17 protein-coding genes and 1 riboswitch are annotated in these 19,720 nt (G+C 68.7%); of the genes, 10 read left to right on the forward strand and 7 right to left on the reverse strand.

What is annotated here, in order from left to right; all coding sequences use genetic code 11:
• Positions 1–359 precede the first annotated feature (359 nt).
• Both H7F30_RS00745 and H7F30_RS00750 read left to right on the forward strand, forming a co-directional pair.
• On the forward strand, positions 360–1,955 hold the full coding sequence (locus H7F30_RS00745; RefSeq protein ID WP_187036120.1) for an aldehyde dehydrogenase family protein: 1,596 nt from the start codon (positions 360–362) through the stop codon (positions 1,953–1,955).
• Positions 1,956–2,093: 138 nt separating this feature from the next.
• Positions 2,094–2,969 carry a glycerophosphodiester phosphodiesterase family protein gene (locus H7F30_RS00750; protein ID WP_187036122.1) on the forward strand — a complete coding sequence of 292 codons (876 nt, stop codon included), beginning with the start codon at positions 2,094–2,096 and terminating at the stop codon, positions 2,967–2,969.
• Here H7F30_RS00750 and H7F30_RS00755 read toward each other — a convergent pair.
• Genes H7F30_RS00755 through H7F30_RS00765 form a run of 3 tightly spaced genes read right to left on the reverse strand, consistent with a single transcriptional unit; the run spans position 2,873 to position 6,725 of the window.
• On the reverse strand, positions 2,873–3,916 hold the full coding sequence (locus tag H7F30_RS00755) for an ABC transporter ATP-binding protein (RefSeq protein ID WP_187036124.1): 1,044 nt from the start codon (positions 3,914–3,916) through the stop codon (positions 2,873–2,875). The genes H7F30_RS00750 and H7F30_RS00755 overlap by 97 nt on opposite strands.
• Complete coding sequence (locus tag H7F30_RS00760; RefSeq protein WP_370562750.1) at positions 3,913–5,643, reverse strand: ABC transporter permease; 1,731 nt, start codon at positions 5,641–5,643, stop codon at positions 3,913–3,915. The genes H7F30_RS00755 and H7F30_RS00760 overlap by 4 nt, the downstream gene beginning before the upstream one ends.
• The gene (locus H7F30_RS00765) at positions 5,607–6,725 is read right to left on the reverse strand and encodes a thiamine ABC transporter substrate binding subunit (protein WP_187036126.1); all 1,119 of its coding nucleotides are present in this window, start codon (positions 6,723–6,725) and stop codon (positions 5,607–5,609) included. The genes H7F30_RS00760 and H7F30_RS00765 overlap by 37 nt, the downstream gene beginning before the upstream one ends.
• A 61-nt stretch (positions 6,726–6,786) precedes the next feature.
• Positions 6,787–6,896: riboswitch (TPP riboswitch) on the reverse strand.
• 105 nt (positions 6,897–7,001) lie between these two features.
• Between H7F30_RS00765 and H7F30_RS00770 the strand changes: the two genes are divergently transcribed.
• On the forward strand, positions 7,002–7,337 hold the full coding sequence (locus H7F30_RS00770) for a DUF4235 domain-containing protein (RefSeq protein WP_129663999.1): 336 nt from the start codon (positions 7,002–7,004) through the stop codon (positions 7,335–7,337).
• Between the two features lie 206 nt (positions 7,338–7,543).
• Here H7F30_RS00770 and H7F30_RS00775 read toward each other — a convergent pair whose 3' ends face one another.
• A complete protein-coding gene (locus tag H7F30_RS00775) occupies positions 7,544–8,686 on the reverse strand; it encodes an IS30 family transposase (protein WP_187036129.1) in 1,143 nt (380 codons plus the stop codon).
• Between the two features lie 102 nt (positions 8,687–8,788).
• Between H7F30_RS00775 and H7F30_RS00780 the strand changes: the two genes are divergently transcribed.
• Genes H7F30_RS00780 through H7F30_RS00790 form a run of 3 tightly spaced genes read left to right on the forward strand, consistent with a single transcriptional unit; the run spans position 8,789 to position 13,448 of the window.
• Positions 8,789–10,315, forward strand: coding sequence for a circularly permuted type 2 ATP-grasp protein (locus H7F30_RS00780; RefSeq protein ID WP_187036131.1), 1,527 nt, complete (start codon positions 8,789–8,791; stop codon positions 10,313–10,315).
• Positions 10,312–12,276 carry an alpha/beta fold hydrolase gene (locus H7F30_RS00785; protein ID WP_222617823.1) on the forward strand — a complete coding sequence of 655 codons (1,965 nt, stop codon included), beginning with the start codon at positions 10,312–10,314 and terminating at the stop codon, positions 12,274–12,276. Before H7F30_RS00780 ends, H7F30_RS00785 begins: the two co-directional genes overlap by 4 nt.
• Complete coding sequence (locus tag H7F30_RS00790; protein WP_187036133.1) at positions 12,276–13,448, forward strand: amidohydrolase; 1,173 nt, start codon at positions 12,276–12,278, stop codon at positions 13,446–13,448. The genes H7F30_RS00785 and H7F30_RS00790 overlap by 1 nt, the downstream gene beginning before the upstream one ends.
• Before the next feature lie 94 nt (positions 13,449–13,542).
• On the opposite strand, the gene H7F30_RS00795 is transcribed toward H7F30_RS00790, so the two are convergent.
• Positions 13,543–14,478: a DUF559 domain-containing protein gene (locus H7F30_RS00795; RefSeq protein WP_187036135.1), complete on the reverse strand. Its 936-nt coding sequence runs from the start codon at positions 14,476–14,478 to the stop codon at positions 13,543–13,545.
• Positions 14,479–14,627: 149 nt separating this feature from the next.
• Entirely contained in the window at positions 14,628–15,062 is a 435-nt protein-coding gene (locus H7F30_RS00800; RefSeq protein WP_129664367.1) for a nucleoside deaminase, read from the reverse strand.
• A gap of 64 nt (positions 15,063–15,126) precedes the next feature.
• Between H7F30_RS00800 and upp the strand changes: the two genes are divergently transcribed.
• Positions 15,127–15,777: a uracil phosphoribosyltransferase gene (upp, locus tag H7F30_RS00805; protein ID WP_129663991.1), complete on the forward strand. Its 651-nt coding sequence runs from the start codon at positions 15,127–15,129 to the stop codon at positions 15,775–15,777.
• 28 nt (positions 15,778–15,805) lie between these two features.
• Here the strand turns inward: upp and H7F30_RS00810 are convergent, their stop codons facing one another.
• Positions 15,806–16,879, reverse strand: a complete 1,074-nt coding sequence (locus H7F30_RS00810) for a small ribosomal subunit Rsm22 family protein (RefSeq protein ID WP_255464907.1) — start codon at positions 16,877–16,879, stop codon at positions 15,806–15,808.
• Between the two features lie 125 nt (positions 16,880–17,004).
• On the opposite strand from H7F30_RS00810, the gene H7F30_RS00815 reads away from it, so the two are divergent.
• From H7F30_RS00815 to H7F30_RS00825, 3 genes are read left to right on the forward strand one after another with little or no spacing between them, the layout of a single operon-like run.
• Entirely contained in the window at positions 17,005–17,181 is a 177-nt protein-coding gene (locus H7F30_RS00815; RefSeq protein WP_165357884.1) for a hypothetical protein, read from the forward strand.
• 4 nt (positions 17,182–17,185) lie between these two features.
• Positions 17,186–18,076, forward strand: coding sequence for a PH domain-containing protein (locus H7F30_RS00820; RefSeq protein WP_187036137.1), 891 nt, complete (start codon positions 17,186–17,188; stop codon positions 18,074–18,076).
• Positions 18,077–18,115: 39 nt separating this feature from the next.
• The gene (locus tag H7F30_RS00825) at positions 18,116–19,690 is read left to right on the forward strand and encodes an APC family permease (RefSeq protein WP_187036139.1); all 1,575 of its coding nucleotides are present in this window, start codon (positions 18,116–18,118) and stop codon (positions 19,688–19,690) included.
• The last annotated feature ends 30 nt before the right edge of the window (positions 19,691–19,720 follow it).

Here is a 19,720-nt window from a genome sequence, read left to right on the forward strand (position 1 = left end):
CTGCGGCGACCCGCCCCAGCATCGTCGGCGCGACAGCGCCGATTGTCGCGATTCGGCACACAGAATCGAATCGGCTCGCTACAGTCGTGGCACTGCAAAGCACAGGCCGTGCACGACGCCTCCCACGTTTCGAGGCGCCCGGCACGACTTCGTCGACATTGCTCCGGAACGTCATGCACCCACTTGGCCAGGAGATCGACGAGCATCCCGCCTTCGTCGGGATGTCCGCCCTTATCGCCCACCGCGATCCCGGCGTTCGATTAACCCCAATTGATGGCCGCTCACGCGTACCCGGATCACGTGTTTCGTGACTCGCTCGAGTGGCCGTCCTGCGCACCCTTCACGCGTGAGGAGTCCCCATGACTGCCCTGCCCGCCGAGCACGACACAGCGCTCGCCGCCCTGCCCAACGCCCTGCACGTCAAGCCGGGCACCGAGTGGAGTTCGGTCCTCGACCGCGCCGCCACCGCCGCCCCGGAGGCCTTCGGCGAAGGCCGCCTCAAGAACCTCGTCGGTGGTGAGTGGCTCTCCAACGGCACCGACGAGATGCTGACGAGCCCCGTCGACGGCAGCTCGCTCATCAACCTGCCGAAGCTCTCCGTCGAGGAGGCTCAGGCCGCAGTCCACGCCGCGACGCAACAGCACCGCGAGTGGCAGGACGTTCCGCTGGCCGAGCGCAAGAAGCGCGTCCTCGCCGCCGTCGAGGCGATGACCCAGGTGCGCGACGACCTCGCGCTGCTGCTCGCCTGGGAGATCGGCAAGCCGTGGCGCCTGGCCTGCGCCGATGTCGACCGCGCCCTCGACGGCGTGCGCTGGTACGTCGAGGAGATCGACTCGATGATGGGCGGCCGCCGCCCGCTCGAGGGGCCGGTGAGCAACATCGCGAGCTGGAACTACCCGATGTCGGTGCTCGTGCACTCCGAGCTCGTGCAGATGCTCGCGGGCAACGCCGTCATCGCGAAGACGCCCTCGCAGGGCGGCGCGACCTGCCTGACGCTCGCGCACGCGATGATGGCGCGCGAGGGACTGCCCGCGACGCTCATCTCCGGCAGCGGCGCCGACCTCTCCGAGGTGCTCGTGCGCTCACCCGAGATCGGTGCCATGGCCTTCGTCGGTGGACGCTCGAACGGCGGCAAGATCGCCGCGCAGCTCGTCGACACCGGCAAGCGCCACATGCTCGAGCAGGAGGGTCTCAACGCCTGGGGCATCTGGAACTTCTCCGACTGGGAGGGCCTGGCCGCCCACCTCAAGAAGGGCTTCGAGTACGGCAAGCAGCGGTGCACCGCGTACCCGCGCTACGTCGTGCAACGCGAGCTGGTCGACACGTTCCTCGAGATCTACCTGCCCATCGTGTCGGAGCTGAAGTTCGGCCACCCGCTGGCCGTCGAGAACGACGACGACGATCTGCCGGAACTCGACTTCGGCCCGATGATCAGCGCCTCCAAGGCCCGCGAGCTGAGCGAGCAGGTCGACGACGCGATGCACCGCGGCGCCGTGCCGATCTACCGTGCCGACGTCGAAGCGCGCGGGCGCTTCCTCGAGGGCCAGGACACCTCGGCCTACGTCGCCCCGACGACGCTGCTGTCGCCCGCAACGGCCAGCTCGCTCATGCACGCCGAGCCGTTCGGCCCGATCGACACGATCGTCGTCGTCGACACCGAGGCCGAGCTGCTCGCCCAGATGAACGCGTCGAACGGTGCGCTCGTGGCGAGCCTGGCCTGTGACGACGAGGTGCTCGCACGACGCCTCGCGCGCGAACTGCAGGCGTTCAAGGTCGGCATCAACAAGCCCCGCTCGCGCGGCGACAAGGCCGAGCCGTTCGGTGGGTACGGCGCCTCGTGGCTCGGCTGCTTCGTCGGCGGCGAACTGCTCGTGCAGGCCGTGACCGAGGGGCCCGAGGGCGAGATGCTCTACGGCAACTTCCCGGAGCACTCGCGCTACCCCGAGCGCAGCTGATCCGTCGCTCTCCCCACGTGCCCTCCGGCCCCTGCGGTCGGAGGGCACGTTGCACCGCGCGGAAGGGTCGCGCAACGTCCGGGAAACTCTCGGTGAAGCCCCTGGCGTGTCGCTGACGGCGTCGGCGACGGTGAGCACGTGAGCCTCACCGACATCGCGGTCGCCCACCGGGGCGGCGCCGGCCTCGCGCCCGAGAACACCCTCGCCGCGTTCGAGATGTCGCACGCCCTCGGCCTGCGCCTGCTCGAGACCGATGTCCAGGTGACGAAGGACGGTGTTGCGCTCGCCTTTCACGACGCGACGCTCGCGCGAACGGCCGGGATCGACGCGCGTGTGCGAGATCTCACGTGGGAGGAACTGCGCGCCGTCCGGGTTGGCGGTGAGCCGATCCTGCGCCTCGACACCCTGCTCGACGCCTCTCCCGATGCGAGTTTCCTCATCGATCTCAAGACGGTGCGCGCGGCGGCCCCACTCGTCGACGCCGTGCGCCGCACGCGCAGTGCCGAGCGCGTCTGCGTCGCCGACGGCCGAGACACCTGGCTGCGCGATGTCGCCGAGACGACCGGCTGCGCGCGTTCGCTCGGCTGGCGCGGCCTGTTGACGCTCATGGGTGCAGCGAAGACGGGCACCCGAGCCCCGCGGCGCGTGCTTCACGGCGCGTTCGCCGCCCACATCGCCACCCGGCTGGGCGGCATCCCGTGGATGGCGGATGCGCGAGCCGCCGCACGCCTGGTCGACATGACGCACGACGCCGGGCTTCGCCTCGTGACGTGGACCGTCAACGACAGCGCCCAGATGACCCGCTACCTCGACGCGGGCGTCGACTCCGTCATCACCGACCGACCGGACCTGCTGCGTGAGGTGCTCGTCGCCCGCGGCGCGTGGACGGCGCCCGAAGGTTCGCCGCTCGTGCGCGCTCAGCCGAAGCGCACCGCCCCCGAGGAACTGACGCGGACTCCGACACGCGCGCCCTCGTCGAGCGTCGCGGCAGTCGGCGCGTCATCGCTCGGATAGGCGATCGCCTCCAGTTCGCGTCCCGGCAGCGCGTCGAGGGTGACGCTGACGTGCGTCGCCTCGCCCGACGCCGACACGCGCACGACCCTTCCGGCCAGAGCACCGGGAACATCGACCCCGACGACCCGCAGGCCACCGCGCCGCAGCGCCCAGGCAGCGCGTTCGAGGCCGAGTCGCTGTGCTTCGTCCGGGGTGAGGTGCGTGGTGAACCCGAGGAAGTCAGCGGTCTCCTCGTCCACCGGGTGAGCCCAGACCTTGCGCGTCGAGCCGTGCTGAACGATGCGACCGTCGCGCATGATCGCCATGTCGTCCGCGACCGTGAGCGCTTCGTCGTGATCGTGTGTGACGAAGAGGGCCGTCGCACCCTCGGCGAGCAGAACGGAGCGCAGATCGCCCGCCAGGCGTTCGCGCAGCGAGCGGTCGAGAGCCGACAGCGGCTCGTCGAGCAGGAGCAGCCGGGGGCGCGCGGCGAGCGCCCGCGCGAGCGCAACCCGCTGCTGCTGGCCGCCCGAAAGCGTTGCCGGACGGCGTGATTCGAGCCCCGAGAGCCCCACGAGGTCGAGCAGTTCGGCCACGCGGGCGTCACGGTCGGCAGCGGGTGTGCCCCGTCGCGCCAACGCGTAGGCGACGTTGCCTGCCACGTCGAGGTGGCCGAAGAGTTGCCCGTCCTGGAACATGAGCGCGAAGTCGCGTTTGTGGGTGGGCACGCGCGTCACGTCGGTGCCGTCGAAGGCGATGCGTCCGGCCTCCAGCGCCTGCAGACCGGCGACGGCGCGCAGGAGCGTCGACTTGCCGCACCCGCTCGGGCCGAGCACGGCGAGCACGCGCCCGCGCGGCAGCGTGAGGGAGACGTCGTCGAGTGCCGGTGTGGCGTTGCCGGCGAAGGTGACGCGGGCGTCCGTCACCTCGAGGCCTCCGGCGTCCTCCCGATCCTGGGGCTGCGTCATCCGTCCATCCTTCCCGCGGCGCTGCCGCCGATGCGTTCCACGGCAGCCATGACGAGGGCCGTCACCGTCGCGAGCAACACGGAAGCTGCCATCGCGGCGCCGAAGTTGCCCGCGCCGGGGCGGCCGAGGAGTTGATAGATGAGCACCGGTAGCGTCGGCGACTCGGGCTGGGCGAGAAACGCCGTCGCCCCGAACTCGCCGAGCGAGACGGCGAGGGCGAACCCCGCCGCGGCGACGAAGGGACGCCACAGGTGTGGCAGGTCGGCCGTCATCCAGGCGCGCAACGGGCTCGCGCCGAGGGCGGCCGCGGCTTCACGCGACCTCGGGTCGAGCGAGCGCAGCACGGGTACGAGCGTGCGCACGACGAGCGGCAGCGCGACGGTGGCCTGCGCGATCGGGATGAGGATCGGCGAGCTGCGCAGATCGAGCGGCGGACGGTCGAGGGTGAGAAGGAAACCGAAGCCGACCGTCACGGCCGAGACGCCGAGCGGCAGCATGAACGCAGCGTCGAGGCCCGCAATGACGCGGCGGCCGCGCGGCGTGCGAGCCCGCCACGAGACGACGACCGACACCATGACGCCGAGCGCGAGCGCGAGCAGAGCCGCGTCGAGGGCGATGCGCCACGAAACCGAGAGGGCGGCCAGGGCGGCCAGTTCTCCGCCGAGCGCGCGGTAGTGCACGAGGGACCAGCCGTCGCCGTCACGCAGCGAGCGCAGGACGAGGGTGAAGAGAGGTGTGACGACGAGAGCCAACGCGAAGAGGGTGGCAGCGAGCGCCGGGGCGTCGGATCGGGTGACTCGGCGCGGCTCGTCGGCCACCGCGACGCCGCGGCGCACAACGGAATCACTGCGCCGCAGACCCGAGCGGGCCCGCTCAGCGCCGAGCAGCAACAGCGCGACGAGGACGAACTGCACGGTCGAGAGCACCGCGGCGGCGCGCAGGTCGAGGAACTCGACCGTGAGCGAGTAGATCTCGGTCTCGAGCGTCGCGTAACGCAGCCCGCCGAGCATGAGCACGATGCCGAACGCCGTCGAACAGAAGAGGAACACGACCGTCGCGGCACTGACGACGGCGGGACGCAACGCCGGCCACGTCACCGTCCGGAAGACCTGGGCGGGCGATGCTCCGAGGCCGGCTGCCGCCTGCGCGGTGCGCGGGTCGAGGGAGGCCCACATCGGCCCGACCGTGCGCACGACGACGGAGATGTTGAAGAACACCATCGCGAGCAGCACCGGCTGCCACGTTCCGTCCCACCCCAGCGCCGCGAGCGGCCCGCCGGGGGCGAACAGCGAGCGGAATGCCACGCCGACGACGACCGTCGGCAACACGAACGGCAGGACGACGAGGGCGCGCCACAGCCCCGCCAACGGCACCCGCAGGCGGTAGAGCACGTGCGCGACGGGCAGCCCGAGCGCCACCGAGCAGCAGGTCGCGAGCGCCGCCATCCACAGCGTGAACCACAGCACGCGCAGGGTGCGCGGGCGGGTGACGACGTCCCAGGCACCCGCGAGGTCAACGCCCCCACCGTCGCCCGTGACGCCGCGCACCGCCATCGCGAGAACCGGCCACGCGAAGAAGATGCCGAGGAAGACGAGCGGCACCGCGGCGAGCAACGCGAGCACGAGCACGCGAGGGAACGAGGAGGCTCCCGCGCGTGCTCGTGCTGCCGGCGCAGCCACGCCGTCACGGCTCACTTCGACGTGACGTCCTTCCACTGCGTCAGCCACGTCTGACGCTTCTCGTCGATCTGCGCCGGCGAGACGTCGATCGTCTTCTCGGCGGGTTTCACCGTCTTCGCCCACTCGGGCGGCAGTTCGACCGAGGAGTCGACCGGGAAGACGTACATCGAGTTCGGCAGCGACTTCTGGAAGCTCTTGCCGTTCATGAAGTCGATGAACGCCTTGGCGCCCTCGGGGTTCTTCGCGCCCTTGATGACGCCCGCGTACTCGTTCGAGCGGAAGCACGTGTTGCCGAGCGCCGACGTCGTCGACTTGCCCGCGCCGTCCACCGTGAACGCCGGGGAACTGTCGTAGCTGACGACGATCGGGCGGCTGCCCTTGCCCTCACCGGCCGTGTAGTCGACGTTCCAGGCGTCGCTCCAGCCCGACGTCAGCTTGAGGCCGTTGCTCATGAGCTTCGTCCAGTACGGCTTCCAGCCGTTCTCGCCGTACTTGCCGACCGTCGCGAGGAAGAACGCCATGCCGGGCGAACTCGACGAGGCACCCGGCGCCACCATGAGGTTCTTGTACTCCGGCTTCGTCAGGTCGTCGAGGCCCGCCGGCTTCTTCTTGTTGTTCTTCGTGAACCACGCGTCGTCGACGTTGACGCACACCGACGCCGTGTCGATGGGCGACAGCACGCCCTTGCCCTGGCCGTCCGGCAGGTCGTACGTCGACGTCGACCCGGCAGCAGCCTTCGACGTGTACGGCTCGAGCACGCCCTCCTTCGTCACCCTCGAAGCAAACGTGTTGTCGATGCCGAAGACGACGTCGCCCGTCGGGTTGTTCTTCGCGAGCACCAACTTGTTGGCCAGGGTGCCCGCATCGCCCGACTTCGACACCTTCACGGTGTAGCCGGTCTGCTTCGTGAACTCGTCCATGACGGCTTTGTCGGGTGCCCAGGACTCGTGGGTCACGAGCGTCACCGTCTTGCTCTTCGCATCCGACGCTGACGCCGACGACGTCGTCTTCGTGTCACTGACGCTGCACGCCGACGTCGCCAACACCGCAACACCGGCCACCAGCGCAACGACCGTCGTCGGCACGGGGTGGGAACCACCCGTCCGCTCGGTCACGTGGAACTTGCTCATCACGACGTCCTCCTCACCTCGAGTGAGGGACCACGTCCGCAAGCGGCACGAGCCGCGCACGAACGGGTGAGTCTCGACTTCCTCCGCCGGTGCTAACCGGTTCAGGTTCGAGGGTTTAGTGCCCTACCTCGGCACGATCTCAGCGCAACGTGCGCTCCCCTGTCGTTCGCAGGCGACATTACACGTCGACCAATCGGCCCGCACGACTGGCGAACACACAACACCGCCTGCGAATATGGGCACAAGACATTGACCACCCTTGGAAGGGGAGACAACATGGGCAACCTCGTCTGGAAGGTACTCAGCCTCGGCGCCGGAATCGTCGCCAGCAAGGCAGCCACCACCGTCGCGACCAAGGGCTGGAAGGCCGCCACCGGCAAGAGCCCGCGCAGCGCCAAGGACCCGAACGCCGGCATCCTAGAAGCCGCCATCTACGCCGCCATCTCCACCGGCGCCCTCGCCGCCGCCAAGATGTACGCCGAGCGTCGCGCAGCCGACTACTACACCAAGTCCGCCGGCCACCCGCCGCAGGCGCTCGTCAAGCGCGCCGAGGAAGAGGCCAAGGAAGCCAAGAAGGGCAAGAGCCAGGCGCCTGTCGTCGTCATGAAGTGATTCCCTTCGTGCTGTCGCACCGAGCGTGGCGGCCGAGCCTGCGAGGCCGCCACGCTCGGTGCGACAGCACTCGGGGGAGTCCGCTTCCAGCGGGGTCGCGCACTCAAGGAGTGTTGCGGCCCCGTTGCCGTACCCGGCGCTTATGCCGCGGGTCTTTTCTCCCCCTTTGGGGTGAAGTGTTACGACGCGTCATAACGGGGGCGAGTTCAACCGGTCAACGCACCATTGATGGTGTTCAGGCTATCGGTGAAGGCGTCGTGGGATGAGGCCCAGCCGAGGACCTTGCGGGGCCGTTCGTTGATGCGCGTCGCGATGGTGTCGAGGTCGGTCTGGGTGAAGGAGCGTAGGTCGGCGTTCTTCGCGAGGTACTGACGCAGCAGGCGGTTCGTGTTTTCGTTCGTGCCGCGCTGCCATGGCGAACGGGCGTCACAGAAGAACACTTGCATGCCCAGGGCGTGCGTCACCTGGTCGTGGAAGGCCATTTCCCTGCCGCGATCCCACGTCAACGACCGACGAAACTGCGGCGGCATGTCGGCGAGATTCTCGATGAGAGCGTCCCTGACGGCGTCAGCCTTGTACCCGTTTGGCAGGGCGACGACGCGCACCAGGCGGGTGGAGCGTTCGACGAGGGTGGCCACGGCTGATGGGCGCTGGCCCATGATGAGGTCACCTTCCCAATGGCCGACTTCGGCCCGGTCTTCGACGCTGGCGGGTCGATCGTGGATGGAGGTCATGTTCCGCAACACGCCGCGGCGTTGTCGGGGTTTCGCGACGCGCGCATGGCGCAGGGATCGCCCTGATCGCAGGAGGCTTCCCTGTCGTGGCGCACGGATCTGGCCGGTGTACAGGGCGTGGTAGATCGACTCGTGCGACAACGAATCCTGCTGTTCGCGCCGTAGCCAGTGGGCGATCTGGGTGGGTGACCACCCTCGTTCCAGCTTCGCCGCGACTAGGCTCGACAGCGCCGGGTCGCGGTGAAGACGTGAGGGTTTCGGGCGGCGCGCGTTGCGCCACGCGCCCGCGTCAGCGCTGGCCGCGCGATAGGTGCCGGGGCCGCCGTGGCGGGCGACTTCGCGGCTGATGCTCGTGTGATGCCGTCCCAGCCGAGCGGCGATGACACGGCACGACAAGCCGGCGGCGAGGCCGCGGGAGATCTCTTCACGTTCACTCAGCGACAGGTGCCGCCGGTTCCGGGCGCGCGGCGGCGGTTTCACTCCGCCATGGCGGCGCAGCAGCGTCCGGACTGGGGTTTGGCTGACGCCGATCGTGCGGGCGATGAGCCTGATCGACTCACCCTTCGCCCACAACGCCCAGACGTTCTCCTGCTGCTCGTTCGACAACCCGGCCATGACACCCACGATCCCCTATCGGTGGTGGTGCGTTGACCGGTTGAACTCGCCGGAGTTTTCGCGTTCCTTCCGCCGCACCGCGACGCGCTGTAGCGTCATCGCATGACGACGACGTCCGCGGGTGAAAACCCCACCAACAGCGGCCCCCACGAGGGCGTTCCCGGCGCGTTCTCCGCGTACCGCGACTACATCCCCGCCACCGAGGGTGTGCACGATGAATCCGTCACCGACGACGCCAAGATGCGACCCGACTACTGCACCGTCCTCGGCCGCATCGAAGCCCTCGGCTCCGAACGCCTCACCGCGCGCCTCCGGGAAACCGCCGATGACCTCGAAGAACTGGGCGTCACGATCAACTCCAAGGACGGCAACCGCCCCTACCCCATCGACATCGCGCCCCGCATCATCACCGCCGAACGCTGGGCGGAGATCAGCGCAGGCCTCGAACAGCGCGTGCGCGCGCACGAGCTGTTCCTGCGTGACGTCTACGGTCCCGGCGAAATCCTCAAAGCCGGCCGCATCGACCGCGAAGTCCTGCGCCGCGCGCCCGGCTACTCCAAGGACGGCCACAAGGTGCCCGAAGGGTTCGTCCGCGCCGGCCTCTGCGGGCTCGACCTCGTCTCCCCCTCCGCCGGCGAATGGATCGTCCTGGAGGACAACCTGCGGATGCCCGGCGGGCTCGGCATGAGCCACATCAACCGGCGCATCCTCGAAGACCATTTCGCCGAGATCCTGCCCACGCCCGGCAAACTGCGTCACCCCCGCGAGGCCTACCCCATCCTGCGCGAAGCCTTCCTCGCGGCAGCAGCTCTCGTCGAGGGCGCAGACGCCGACGACGAACTCGGCCTGTGCATGGTCTCCCCCGGTGAAACCGACACCACGTGGTACGAGCAGAACCTCGTCAGTGGCGAAATCGGCGCGACCCTCGTCACCGCCGGCAAACTGCTCGTCGACGACGGCATCCTCTACCGCCTCGACGGTGACGATCGCCACCGCGTCCACCTCCTCAACCCGCGGATGGGCGAGGAGGAACTGTTCGGCTCCGAGGGCGCCGACGGGCGCAAGCTCGGCGAGACACTGCGCGACGTCATGGCTGCCGGTGCCGTCACCATCATCAACGCCCCCGGCAACGGTCTCGCCGACGACAAGGCCGTCTACGCACTCGTGCCCGACATGATCGATTTCTACCTCGGCGAGGAACCCCTCATCGGCCAGGTGCCGACGTTGCTGTGCTCCGACGAGAAGCAGCGCGAGGAGGTCCTCGACCGGCTCGACGAGCTCGTCGTCAAGCCCATCGACGGTTACGGCGGCACCGGCATCACCGTCGGTCCCGAGTGCTCCGAGGACGAACTCGAGGAGCGACGCAGCGAAATCCGAGAGACGCCGGAGCGGTTCGTCGCGCAGGACATCATCCCGCTCTCCACACTGCCGACCCTCTCCGACGGAGCATTCGAGCCCAGTCACGTCGATCTTCGAGCCTTCGTCATGCAACGCCCCGACCCGAACGACCCCTCGCGCACGATCGCCCAGACGGCGCCCACCGCGATGACGCGAGTCGCTCCGGTGGGCACGATGATCGTCAACGTCTCCGCGGGTGGAGGCGGGAAGGACACCTGGATCAAGTCGTGAGCTTCAACCCCCGAACGAGCGAGACCTCGCCCGCCCGGCCGTCGGTCCGCCACTCACTTCACCCGTGCCTGTCCCCCGACGGCAAGCTGCTCGCCGCCGTCGTCATCGACGAGGACGGCTACCCGCACGCCGTGCAGCGTCCGCTCGCCACACCCGACGGCGTCGGTGCCGGCCCCGAACGCACCGTGCCCATCCCGACGCCGGGCCCGGTGCGCAACGTCGCGTACTCCCACGACGGTCACTGGATCGCCTGCGAGGTCGGCCCCGACGGTGGTGAGCGCGAGGAGATCTGGCTGTTCACCACCGACCCGGACGACCAGAGCGCGGTCAACCCGTTCGAGTTCACCGACGCGACCGTGCAGATCGTCTGCTGGGACGGCGTCGAACTCGCCCTCACCGCCATCGACGACTCGGGTCTGGCCGAAGGTCGCGTCCTGTCCGCCGTCACCCAGGACGTGCGCGTCGTCGACCGGCGGGTCGGCGGCGAACTCGTCCACGTCCGCGACGGCGTGGCGCTGTTCCGCGTCGGTTCGCGTGGCCACCGCGAGTTGCTGCGCGTCGACGTCGGCGGCGCCTGGTGGCCGCTTCTGCCGCCCGACCCCGGGTCGACGACCGACGCCGGCGTCGTGCTCGACGCAGGGCACGAGAGCGGCGTCATGCGAGCCCTCGTGCGCAGCGACCACCACGGCGAACGCTTCCGCCTGCTCGACGTGCGCGTCGGCCCCGACGGCACCGACGTCCGTGAACTCGCCGCGCGGGCCGACGCCGATCTCGACGAGTTCTCCGTCAGCCGTGACGGGTCCACCGCCACGCTGCTGTGGAACCACGACGGTCGCAGCCGCATCCAGATCCTCGACCTGCGCTACGGCGAACCCCGCGAACTCCCCGCGCCGCGCTTGCCGAAGGTCGTCGTCACCTCGCCGTCCCTCACCGCGGACGGACGGCTGCTCACGTTCTGTGTGCAGGGCCCCGAGTTCCCACCGCGCGTCGTGCTCTGGGACGTCGCGCACGGCACGTGGACCGGCGACGAGCCCGGCGCGAACCTGTCGCCCGAGGATCCTAGGCCACCCATCGGTGCGCCCGGCCCGCTCGCGCGCTACAGCGCGGAGCCGAAGGGCGAAACGGCAGCGCCCGACCCCGAGGCCGACGAGGCTGACTCACGTCCCCTCACCGTGCTCGTCGACGCCGGCAGCGCGACGTTCGTCCCCGAACTCGTGCGCTACCCCGCACGCGACGGCCTCGAGCTCACGGCGTGGGTCTACCGCTGCGGTGACGAGCCCGCGCCGACGATGGTCTACTTCCACGGTGGCCCCGAGGGGCAGTCGCGGCCGAGCTACAACAACGTGCTGCGTCAGGCCGTCGACGCGGGCTACACCGTCGTCGCGCCGAACGTGCGCGGCTCGTCCGGCCAGGGGCGTGCGTTCAGCCACGCCGACGAGCGCTACTCGCGCCTGTCAGCCATCGACGACGTCGCCGACACCGTCGCCTACCTCGTGAAGACAGGCATCTCCGACCCCGAGAAGATGGTGGTCAGCGGACGCTCGTACGGCGGCTACCTCACCCTCGCGACGCTCGTGCGTCACCCCGAGCTGTGGCGTGGCGCCATCGCAGCCTGCGGCATGAGCGACCTCGAAACGTTCTACCGCGACACCGAGCCGTGGATCGCCGTCGCCGCTCTGCCGAAGTACGGCCACCCCCTGCAGGAGCGCGAACTGCTGCAGGAGTTGTCGCCGATCCACGGGCTGGGAGAGGTCATCGTTCCCGTGCTCTTCGTCCACGGCGCGCACGACACCAACGTGCCCGTCAACGAGACACGTCAGGCCATCGCCGTCCTGGAGTCGAACGGGGTGGGCACCGACCTGCTCCTGTTCGAGGACGAAGGCCACGAGTTCGTCAAGAGAGCCAACCGGCACCGCCTCGGTGACCGGGTCGTCGCATTTCTCGAGGAGGTACTGGGCTGATGTTCGGTCGAGGCAAAGGTTCCAAGGCGTCGGAGGGCGACCTCGCCGCGCAGGTCGTCGAGTGGCGGCGGTGGCTTCACGAGAACGCCGAGCGTTCGTACGAGGAGCACGAGACGACGGATTACGTCGCCTCAGTGCTCGAGGACATGGGCCTCAAGGTTCACCGCTTCGACATGGGCACCGGTCTGTGGTGTGACGTTCCCGCCGCCGACGGAGCCTCGTCGAAGGACGTCGTGGGGCTGCGCGCCGACATCGACGCCCTGCCCATGGCGGAGGACACGGGGCTCGACTTCGCGAGCGCCAACGAGGGCGTCAGCCACGCGTGCGGGCACGACGCGCACACGGCCATGCTGCTCGGCGCCGCGTCGCTGCTCGTGGCCGACCCGCCCCCGCAGCCCGTGCGCCTCATCTTCCAGCCGGCCGAGGAGACACAGCCCGGCGGTGCGAAGAAGTGCGTCGAGGAGGGCGTCACCGACGGTCTGACGCAGCTCATGGGGTTGCACTGTGACCCACACCGTCCCACCGGTGAGGTCGGGGTCATCGCCGGCCCCATCACCTCCTCGAACGCCAACTTCGGCATCACCGTGACGTCGTCGGGCGGTCACACGGCCCGTCCGCACGAGACGGGCGACACGATCTTCGCCGCTGCGCAGATCGTCACCGGGCTGACGGCGGCGCTCGACCGCCGCGTCGACCCGCGCGCCGGCGCGGTGCTGACGTTCGGTTCGATCAACGGCGGCAGTGCGGTCAACGTCATCCCCGCGAAGGTGGAGATGTGGGGCACGCTGCGCAGCGCGAAGCGTGACGTGTGGGAGATCGGCGAGGAACTCGTCACGACGTCCGTCGCGTCGATCGCGGCCACGTTCGGTGTGGAGGCTGAGGTCACGTACACCCAGGGGCCTCCGCCGGTCATCAACGACGAGGAGTGCGCCGAGCGGGCGCGCGCGGCCGTCGTCTCGGTGTTCGGTGAGGAGGGTGTCGGCACAGCGGAGCAGTCCTCCGGCGGCGACGACTTCTCCTGGTACCTCGACTCCGTGCCCGGCGTCTACCTACGCTTCGGCGTCCACTCCGGCAAGGGCGAGGAGACCGACCTGCACCACCCGGGGTTCCTGCTCGACGAGGACGCCCTCGCCGACGGCGCCCGCCTCTTCGACGCCTTCGCCCGCGGCTGACACCACGCTCCGGCCCACATGGTGACAGTTGGGGTACTTGGTGACGTTCAACCGTCACCAAGTACCCCAACTGTCACCAACTTCTCCGGGGGCTTCACGCCGCTCGCGTGACAGCCATCGCCTCGCGGATCGTTCGAACCACCCGAACCGGCGCCGACAGGTCGCTCCAGGTGAAGCGCACCACGACGTAGCCAAGTCGCCGCAGTCGCATTTCGCGTCGCTTCTCGGCACGCAGCGCCTCGGGGTGCGTGTACTTCACCATGCCGTCGAACTCGAGGACGACACGAGTCCCTTCGACGAGGAAGTCAACGCGGGCGAACGGGAGCGACTCGTCGTCCCAGATCTCCACCTGCGGAATCACTGCGATTCCGACATCCCGGCAGATCAACCGCAGGAGTGATTCGCCGGCGGATTCGATCGCTCCGTCGGCGAGCTCGACCGCTGCACGAGCCTGCCCGACACCGGCCTTGCGACCGTAGGCGACCAGTGCTGATTCGAGCTCCCCCGGGGTTCCGCCCTCGAACAGGTAGGAGTCGGCACTCACGATACCCGCCCGCAGACCTTCGTGTGCGGCAACCTCGATGGCGGCCTCAGCGGCAGCCTGCACACCCAGCCCATCGACCTGCTCCGGCGCCTCGCCCCAGGCCCGACGGCACACGAAGTCGTCGCGCCTCGATTGCACCCGTGGGTGGCGCGCCACTTCGATGCGATCAGGGAAGCGCAGGACCGCGAGCCGGTGAACCACGAGGGCGGATCCGCCGATGAGGTGCGCCCCCGGGAGCGTCTGCAGGAGGGCCTCACAGCGGCGCACATGGTGAAGTCGACGAGCGGCGAAGTGGTCCATGTCCGCGGCGCACGGATCTACGATGCCGTACGCCCCGTAGCTGTACGGCGTCACGAAGCCTGCGCGACGCCACGCCCTTAGCGTTGAGACGTCGATCCCTGCGGAGGCGAGATCACGTCGGGTGACGTAGGTGAGGCCGTCTGCCAGACGGCGGGCGAGATACGGCGGTAAGGGAGCGGCGGGCATGTCTCAAGGCTGGATCGACTCGGCAACGTTGTCACGCATGGCCATCTCGACCCTGTGGATAACTCGGAGTTGGTGGCAGTTGGGGTACCTGGTGACGGTTGAACGTCACCAGGTACCCCAACTGTCACCAACTTCTGGCGCCTCCTGCGTCAGGCGCGGCGGCGGTGGAAGAAGTCGGTGAGCACCTCGGCACACTCGGCTTCGCGGATGCCGCCGACCACCTCGATGCGGTGCGTGGAGCGGGAGTCACGCACGACGTCCCACAGCCCACCGCACGCGCCGGCCTTGCGGTCCCACGCGCCGAGCACGATGCGCGGCAGCCTCGCCTGGACGGCGGCACCGGCGCACATGAGGCACGGTTCGAGCGTGACGACGAGCGTGCAGCCGTCGAGGCGCCAACTCCCGCGGGACGTCGCGGCCCGCCGCATCGCGACGATCTCCGCGTGCCCGGTCGGATCGCCGTCCGCCTCACGCAAGTTCGCGCCGACACCGGTGACGGCGCCGCCCTCGTCGACGACGAGCGCCCCCACCGGAACGTCCCCCGCAGCCGCCGCCTCGCGCGCTCGGGCGAGGGCGTCCGCCATCCACGTCGCATACGTCGTCTCGACGGCAGGTGCTGCAGGCAGGTCCACGGGTTAAGTTTGTCCCATGCGTGTCATCGTCGCCGACCACCCGCTCATCTCGCACAAGCTCACGACGCTGCGGGACAAGCGCACCGACTCCCCCACGTTCCGCCGTCTCGCGGACGAACTCGTCACGCTGCTCGCGTACGAGGCCACGCGCGACGTGCGCGTCGAAGAGGTCGACGTCGAGACCCCGGTGACGAAGGCGCGCGGCATCAAGCTCGCCACGCCGCGTCCTCTCATCGTGCCGATCCTGCGCGCCGGGCTCGGCATGCTCGACGGCATGGTGCGGCTGTTGCCGACGGCGGAGGTCGGCTTCCTCGGCTTGGTGCGCAACGAGGAGACCCTCGAGGCCACGACGTACGCCAACCGTCTGCCCGACGACCTCTCGAGCCGCCAGGTCTACGTCGTCGACCCGATGCTCGCCACGGGTGGCACGCTGGCCGCGACGATCGACTACCTCGTCGAGCGCGGCGCCGACGACATCACCGCCGTCGTCCTCATCGCGGCGCCCGAAGGCGTCGAGAAGCTGCGCGAGCTCACGGCGCACATCAACGTTCCGATCACCGTCGTCACCGGCGCGATGGACGAAAAACTCAACGAAAACGGCTACATCGTGCCCGGCCTCGGCGACGCGGGTGACCGCCTCTACGGCATCGCGAAGAACGACGCCTGAGATTCGCCGTCACTGGCGGCGCGACGGCTCACCCCAGGTCGATCGTGTCGCCCCAGCCGATGTCGCGTGCCTGCTTGTAGAGCGCGCCCTGCTTCTTGCTCACGACGGCGCGGCGCACCTGTCCACTGGCGTTCGAAGCATCGCTCGACTCGCACACCTGCAGTTCGACGAACCCCTTGTTCTTGCGCGGGTGCCGAATGACGCGCGTCGGCTGCTCACTGGCTGACGCGTCGGCGGTCGGAGCCGCGAAGCCCTGCGCGAGATGCGCCGGTCGTCGCACCATCGCGACGTAGCTGAACTTCTCGTCCTCGTGCGACAATTCGCCGCCCTTGATCTGCCGGTGCACCGACGAGCGATTCACCCGGGCCGCGAAGTGACACCAGTCGGGCTCGTCCCTCGCCAGCAGGGGGCACTCGCCTTGGTGCGGGCACGGCGCCGCCACCTGCCAGGTCTCCGCGAGCAACTGATCGCGTGCTCGCAGGATGCGGCGGTAGCCGTCCGGCGTCCCGGGTTCGACGATGACGATGGCGCGCGTCGCCGCAGCAGCCGCCTCGGCGACGATCTTGTCGGCCTGCTCGCTCGTCAGTTCACTGAGCACGTACGAGACGGTGACGAGGTCAGCCCCACCCGCGGACGGCGACCCGACGGAGACGTTCCACGACCCGACGCGCCCTTCCTGCCATACGGTGCGCGCGAGCGCGGACACCCCGCTGGCCTTCGCCAAGCGCTGCCCCAGGTCGAGTGCTTCGGGCACCTGATCGAGAACGCTCACCTCCTCGAGCGAGTCGAAGACGTCAGCGGCCGCCCAGGCCGCGGCCCCCGTCCCGCCGCCGAGGTCGGCGAGCGAACGCACGGAGCCCGCCTCGAACGCCCCCGATGCCGCGAGCGCCCGCAGCGCGGCGCGCACCGCGCCGAACGTCGCCGGCATCCGGTAGTGGGCATAGGCCAGGACGTCGACCGGCTTGGCGAGGATGGGGTCGGACGCCGCAGCGACCGCGCGGTAACGCGTCGACAGCCGCTCGACGGCCGTCGTCAACTGCTTGAGCGCCGTGCCCGAGGCCTCGCGCTCGAGGGCTTCACGCAACGTCATCGACAGATCCACAGGCGCGAGCCTACTGATCCGTGCCCCGGCGCGCCTTCTTCGCTCATACCCCAGGCGCTGGAAGAATGCACGAGTTGCCCGTCCCTCTTTGGGCGCGTCGCCCACCCGAGAGAGAAGACATCGAAATGGACAAGATCAACTTCAAATCGATCCTGAAGTTCTTGTTGTTCGCGTTCCTCATCTACGCCATCTTCAGCTCGCCCGGTCAGTCGGCGGACGTCGTCCGCTCCATCGGCAACGTCCTGCGCAACGCGGTCACCAACCTGGGCGAGTTCTTCGACGCGTTGCTCGGCAAGAGCTGACGCCATGGGCCCGCTGCGCCCGACCCGCCCGTCCGAGAGCGTCGCCGGGTACCTCGCCAGGAACGAGCACGTCGTTCTCGAGATGAAGCAGCACTGGGCGCAGCTCCTGCCCGCCCTCAGCTCCTGTCTGCTCGGCTTCGTCCTCGTCGTCGTCGCGGGCCTCAGCGCCCCCGCCTGGATGGGCCCGGTGACCAATGCGGCCTGGTGGATCTGGCTCGTCCTCCTCCTTCACTTCGTCTGGCGCCTCTTCGAGTGGTGGGACAAGACCTTCGTCATCACGAACAAGCGCCTCATCCTCCTGCACGGCCTTTTCTTCAAGAAGGTCGCGATGATGCCGCTGTCCAAGGTGACCGACATGTCGTACAACCGCTCCCCTGCGGCGCGCATCCTCGGTTACGGCACGTTCGTCATCGAGTCGGCCGGCCAGGAACAGGCGCTCAACGTCATCGACTACGTGAGCGAGCCCGACTCGAAGTACCGCGAGATCTGCGGTCTCATCTTCGGCGTCGGTGACGACGAGGACCACCCCTCGCGGCATCCGCATCATTCGGACGAGGTGTTCGACCCGTACCGCCACGAAAACAAGACACTCCCGGTCCGCGTTCGCACGCGCGACACGCAATTCGGGACAGACGAACGTCCCGGTCGCACCCGCGGACCGGTTCCGCGCTCCAGCGATGAGACCGATCCTTACGGAATGGTCACATTCAGCCGTCCGCCCTGGGCCGACGAGTGTGACCGTGCTTACGGTGAATTTCGTGACGTGGGCGAGGAATCGGACGACACGGACGATGACTCGGCTTGGTCGGTGAGCCGCGAACACGCGACCGCCCCACAGACCATCCGGCGCTCTCGATATGCGGACACACCCTCCACATGGCGAGACGGCGAGTAATCTCACACGGTTAAAACTCACCTGTGGAAGGTCGCTCCTATGAGCCTTTTGCGTACCAAGTCGATCGAGGCTTCGATCGCTGACTCGGAGGCGTCCGAGTTCCAGCTGAAGAAGAATCTCTCGGCTCTCGACCTCACCGTTTTCGGTATCGGCGTCATCATCGGCGCCGGTATCTTCACGGTGACCGGCAGCGCCGCCGCCACGATGGCTGGCCCCGCCATCGTCCTGTCGTTCCTGCTCGGCGCCGTCTGCTGTGGCCTCGCCGCGCTGTGCTACGCCGAGCTCTCCTCGACCGTGCCTGTCTCGGGTTCGGCCTACACGTTCTCGTACGCGACGATGGGTGAACTCATCGCCTGGATCGTCGGTTGGGATCTGCTCCTCGAGCTGATCCTCGCCGCCGGCGTCGTCGCTCAGGGCTGGAGCGCGTACTTCAACATCCTGTTCGGCGAGTGGGGCCTCAAGCTGCCCGAGAAGCTGCAGGGAGGCACCGGCTGGTTCGACCACTTCGACCTCGCCGCCTTCGGTCTCGTCGCCGCGCTGACCTGCCTCATCGCCGTCGGCATCAAGGAGTCGCTGCGCATCAACTTCGCGCTCGTGGCTGTCAAGGTCTTCATCGTGCTGTTCATCATCGTGATGGGTATCCAGTACATCGACGCGAAGAACTACACCCCTTTCATCCCGCCGGCTCAGCCGCTCGAGGGTGAGTCGCAGACGATGCACCGCCCGCTGTGGGAGATCCTCACCGGCATGGAGCCGCAGGCCTTCGGCGTCATGGGCGTCATCTCAGGTGCCGCCCTCGTGTTCTTCGCCTACATCGGCTTCGACGTCGTCGCGACGACGGCCGAGGAGACCCGCAACCCGAAGCGCGACCTGCCGATCGGCATCATCGGCTCCCTCGTCGTCTGCACCATCCTTTACGTGTCCGTCTGCCTCGTCATCACCGGCATGGTGAAGTACGACAAGATCGACCCGAAGGGAGCGCTCGCAGCAGCCTTCCGAGACGCGGGGCACCCCGGTTATGCGCAGATCATCTCCGCAGGTGCTGTGGCCGGTCTGGCCACCGTCGTCATGACCCTCATGATCGGCGCCACCCGCGTCATGTACGCGATGTCGCGTGACGGCCTCCTGCCGCGCGGCATGGCCAAGACGAACCCCAAGACGGGTACGCCGGTGCCGATGACGCTCGTCATGGGCTTCCTCATCGCGGTGGCCGCGGCCACCATCCCGATCGGCGAGTTCGAAGAGATGGTGAACATCGGTACCCTCTCGGCGTTCTTCCTCGTCTCGCTGGCCGTGCCGATCATGCGTAAGGCCCGCCCCGATCTCGAGCGTCCGTTCAAGGTGCCGGGCAGCCCGGTTCTGCCGTGGCTGTCGGCGGCGATCTGCCTCTACCTCATGCTCAACCTGCCGGTGGAGACGTGGCTGCGATTCGCCGTCTGGCTCCTCATCGGCTTCATCATTTACTTCGCATACGGTCAGCGCCACTCGCGCGTCGGTCGCAACCCGCAGTTGCAGGGCGGCGTCGGTGACGGCGTGTACGCCACCGACCTCGACTCCTCGGTGGGCGAAGGATTCACGAAGGACGAGCGCTACTCGTCCGACGAGCGTCACTGACGCTCACCTTCGGGTCACGAGGGCCTCGCT

Source organism: Dermacoccus sp. PAMC28757, from assembly GCF_014302635.1.
Taxonomy (GTDB): Bacteria; Actinomycetota; Actinomycetes; order Actinomycetales; family Dermatophilaceae; genus Dermacoccus; species Dermacoccus abyssi.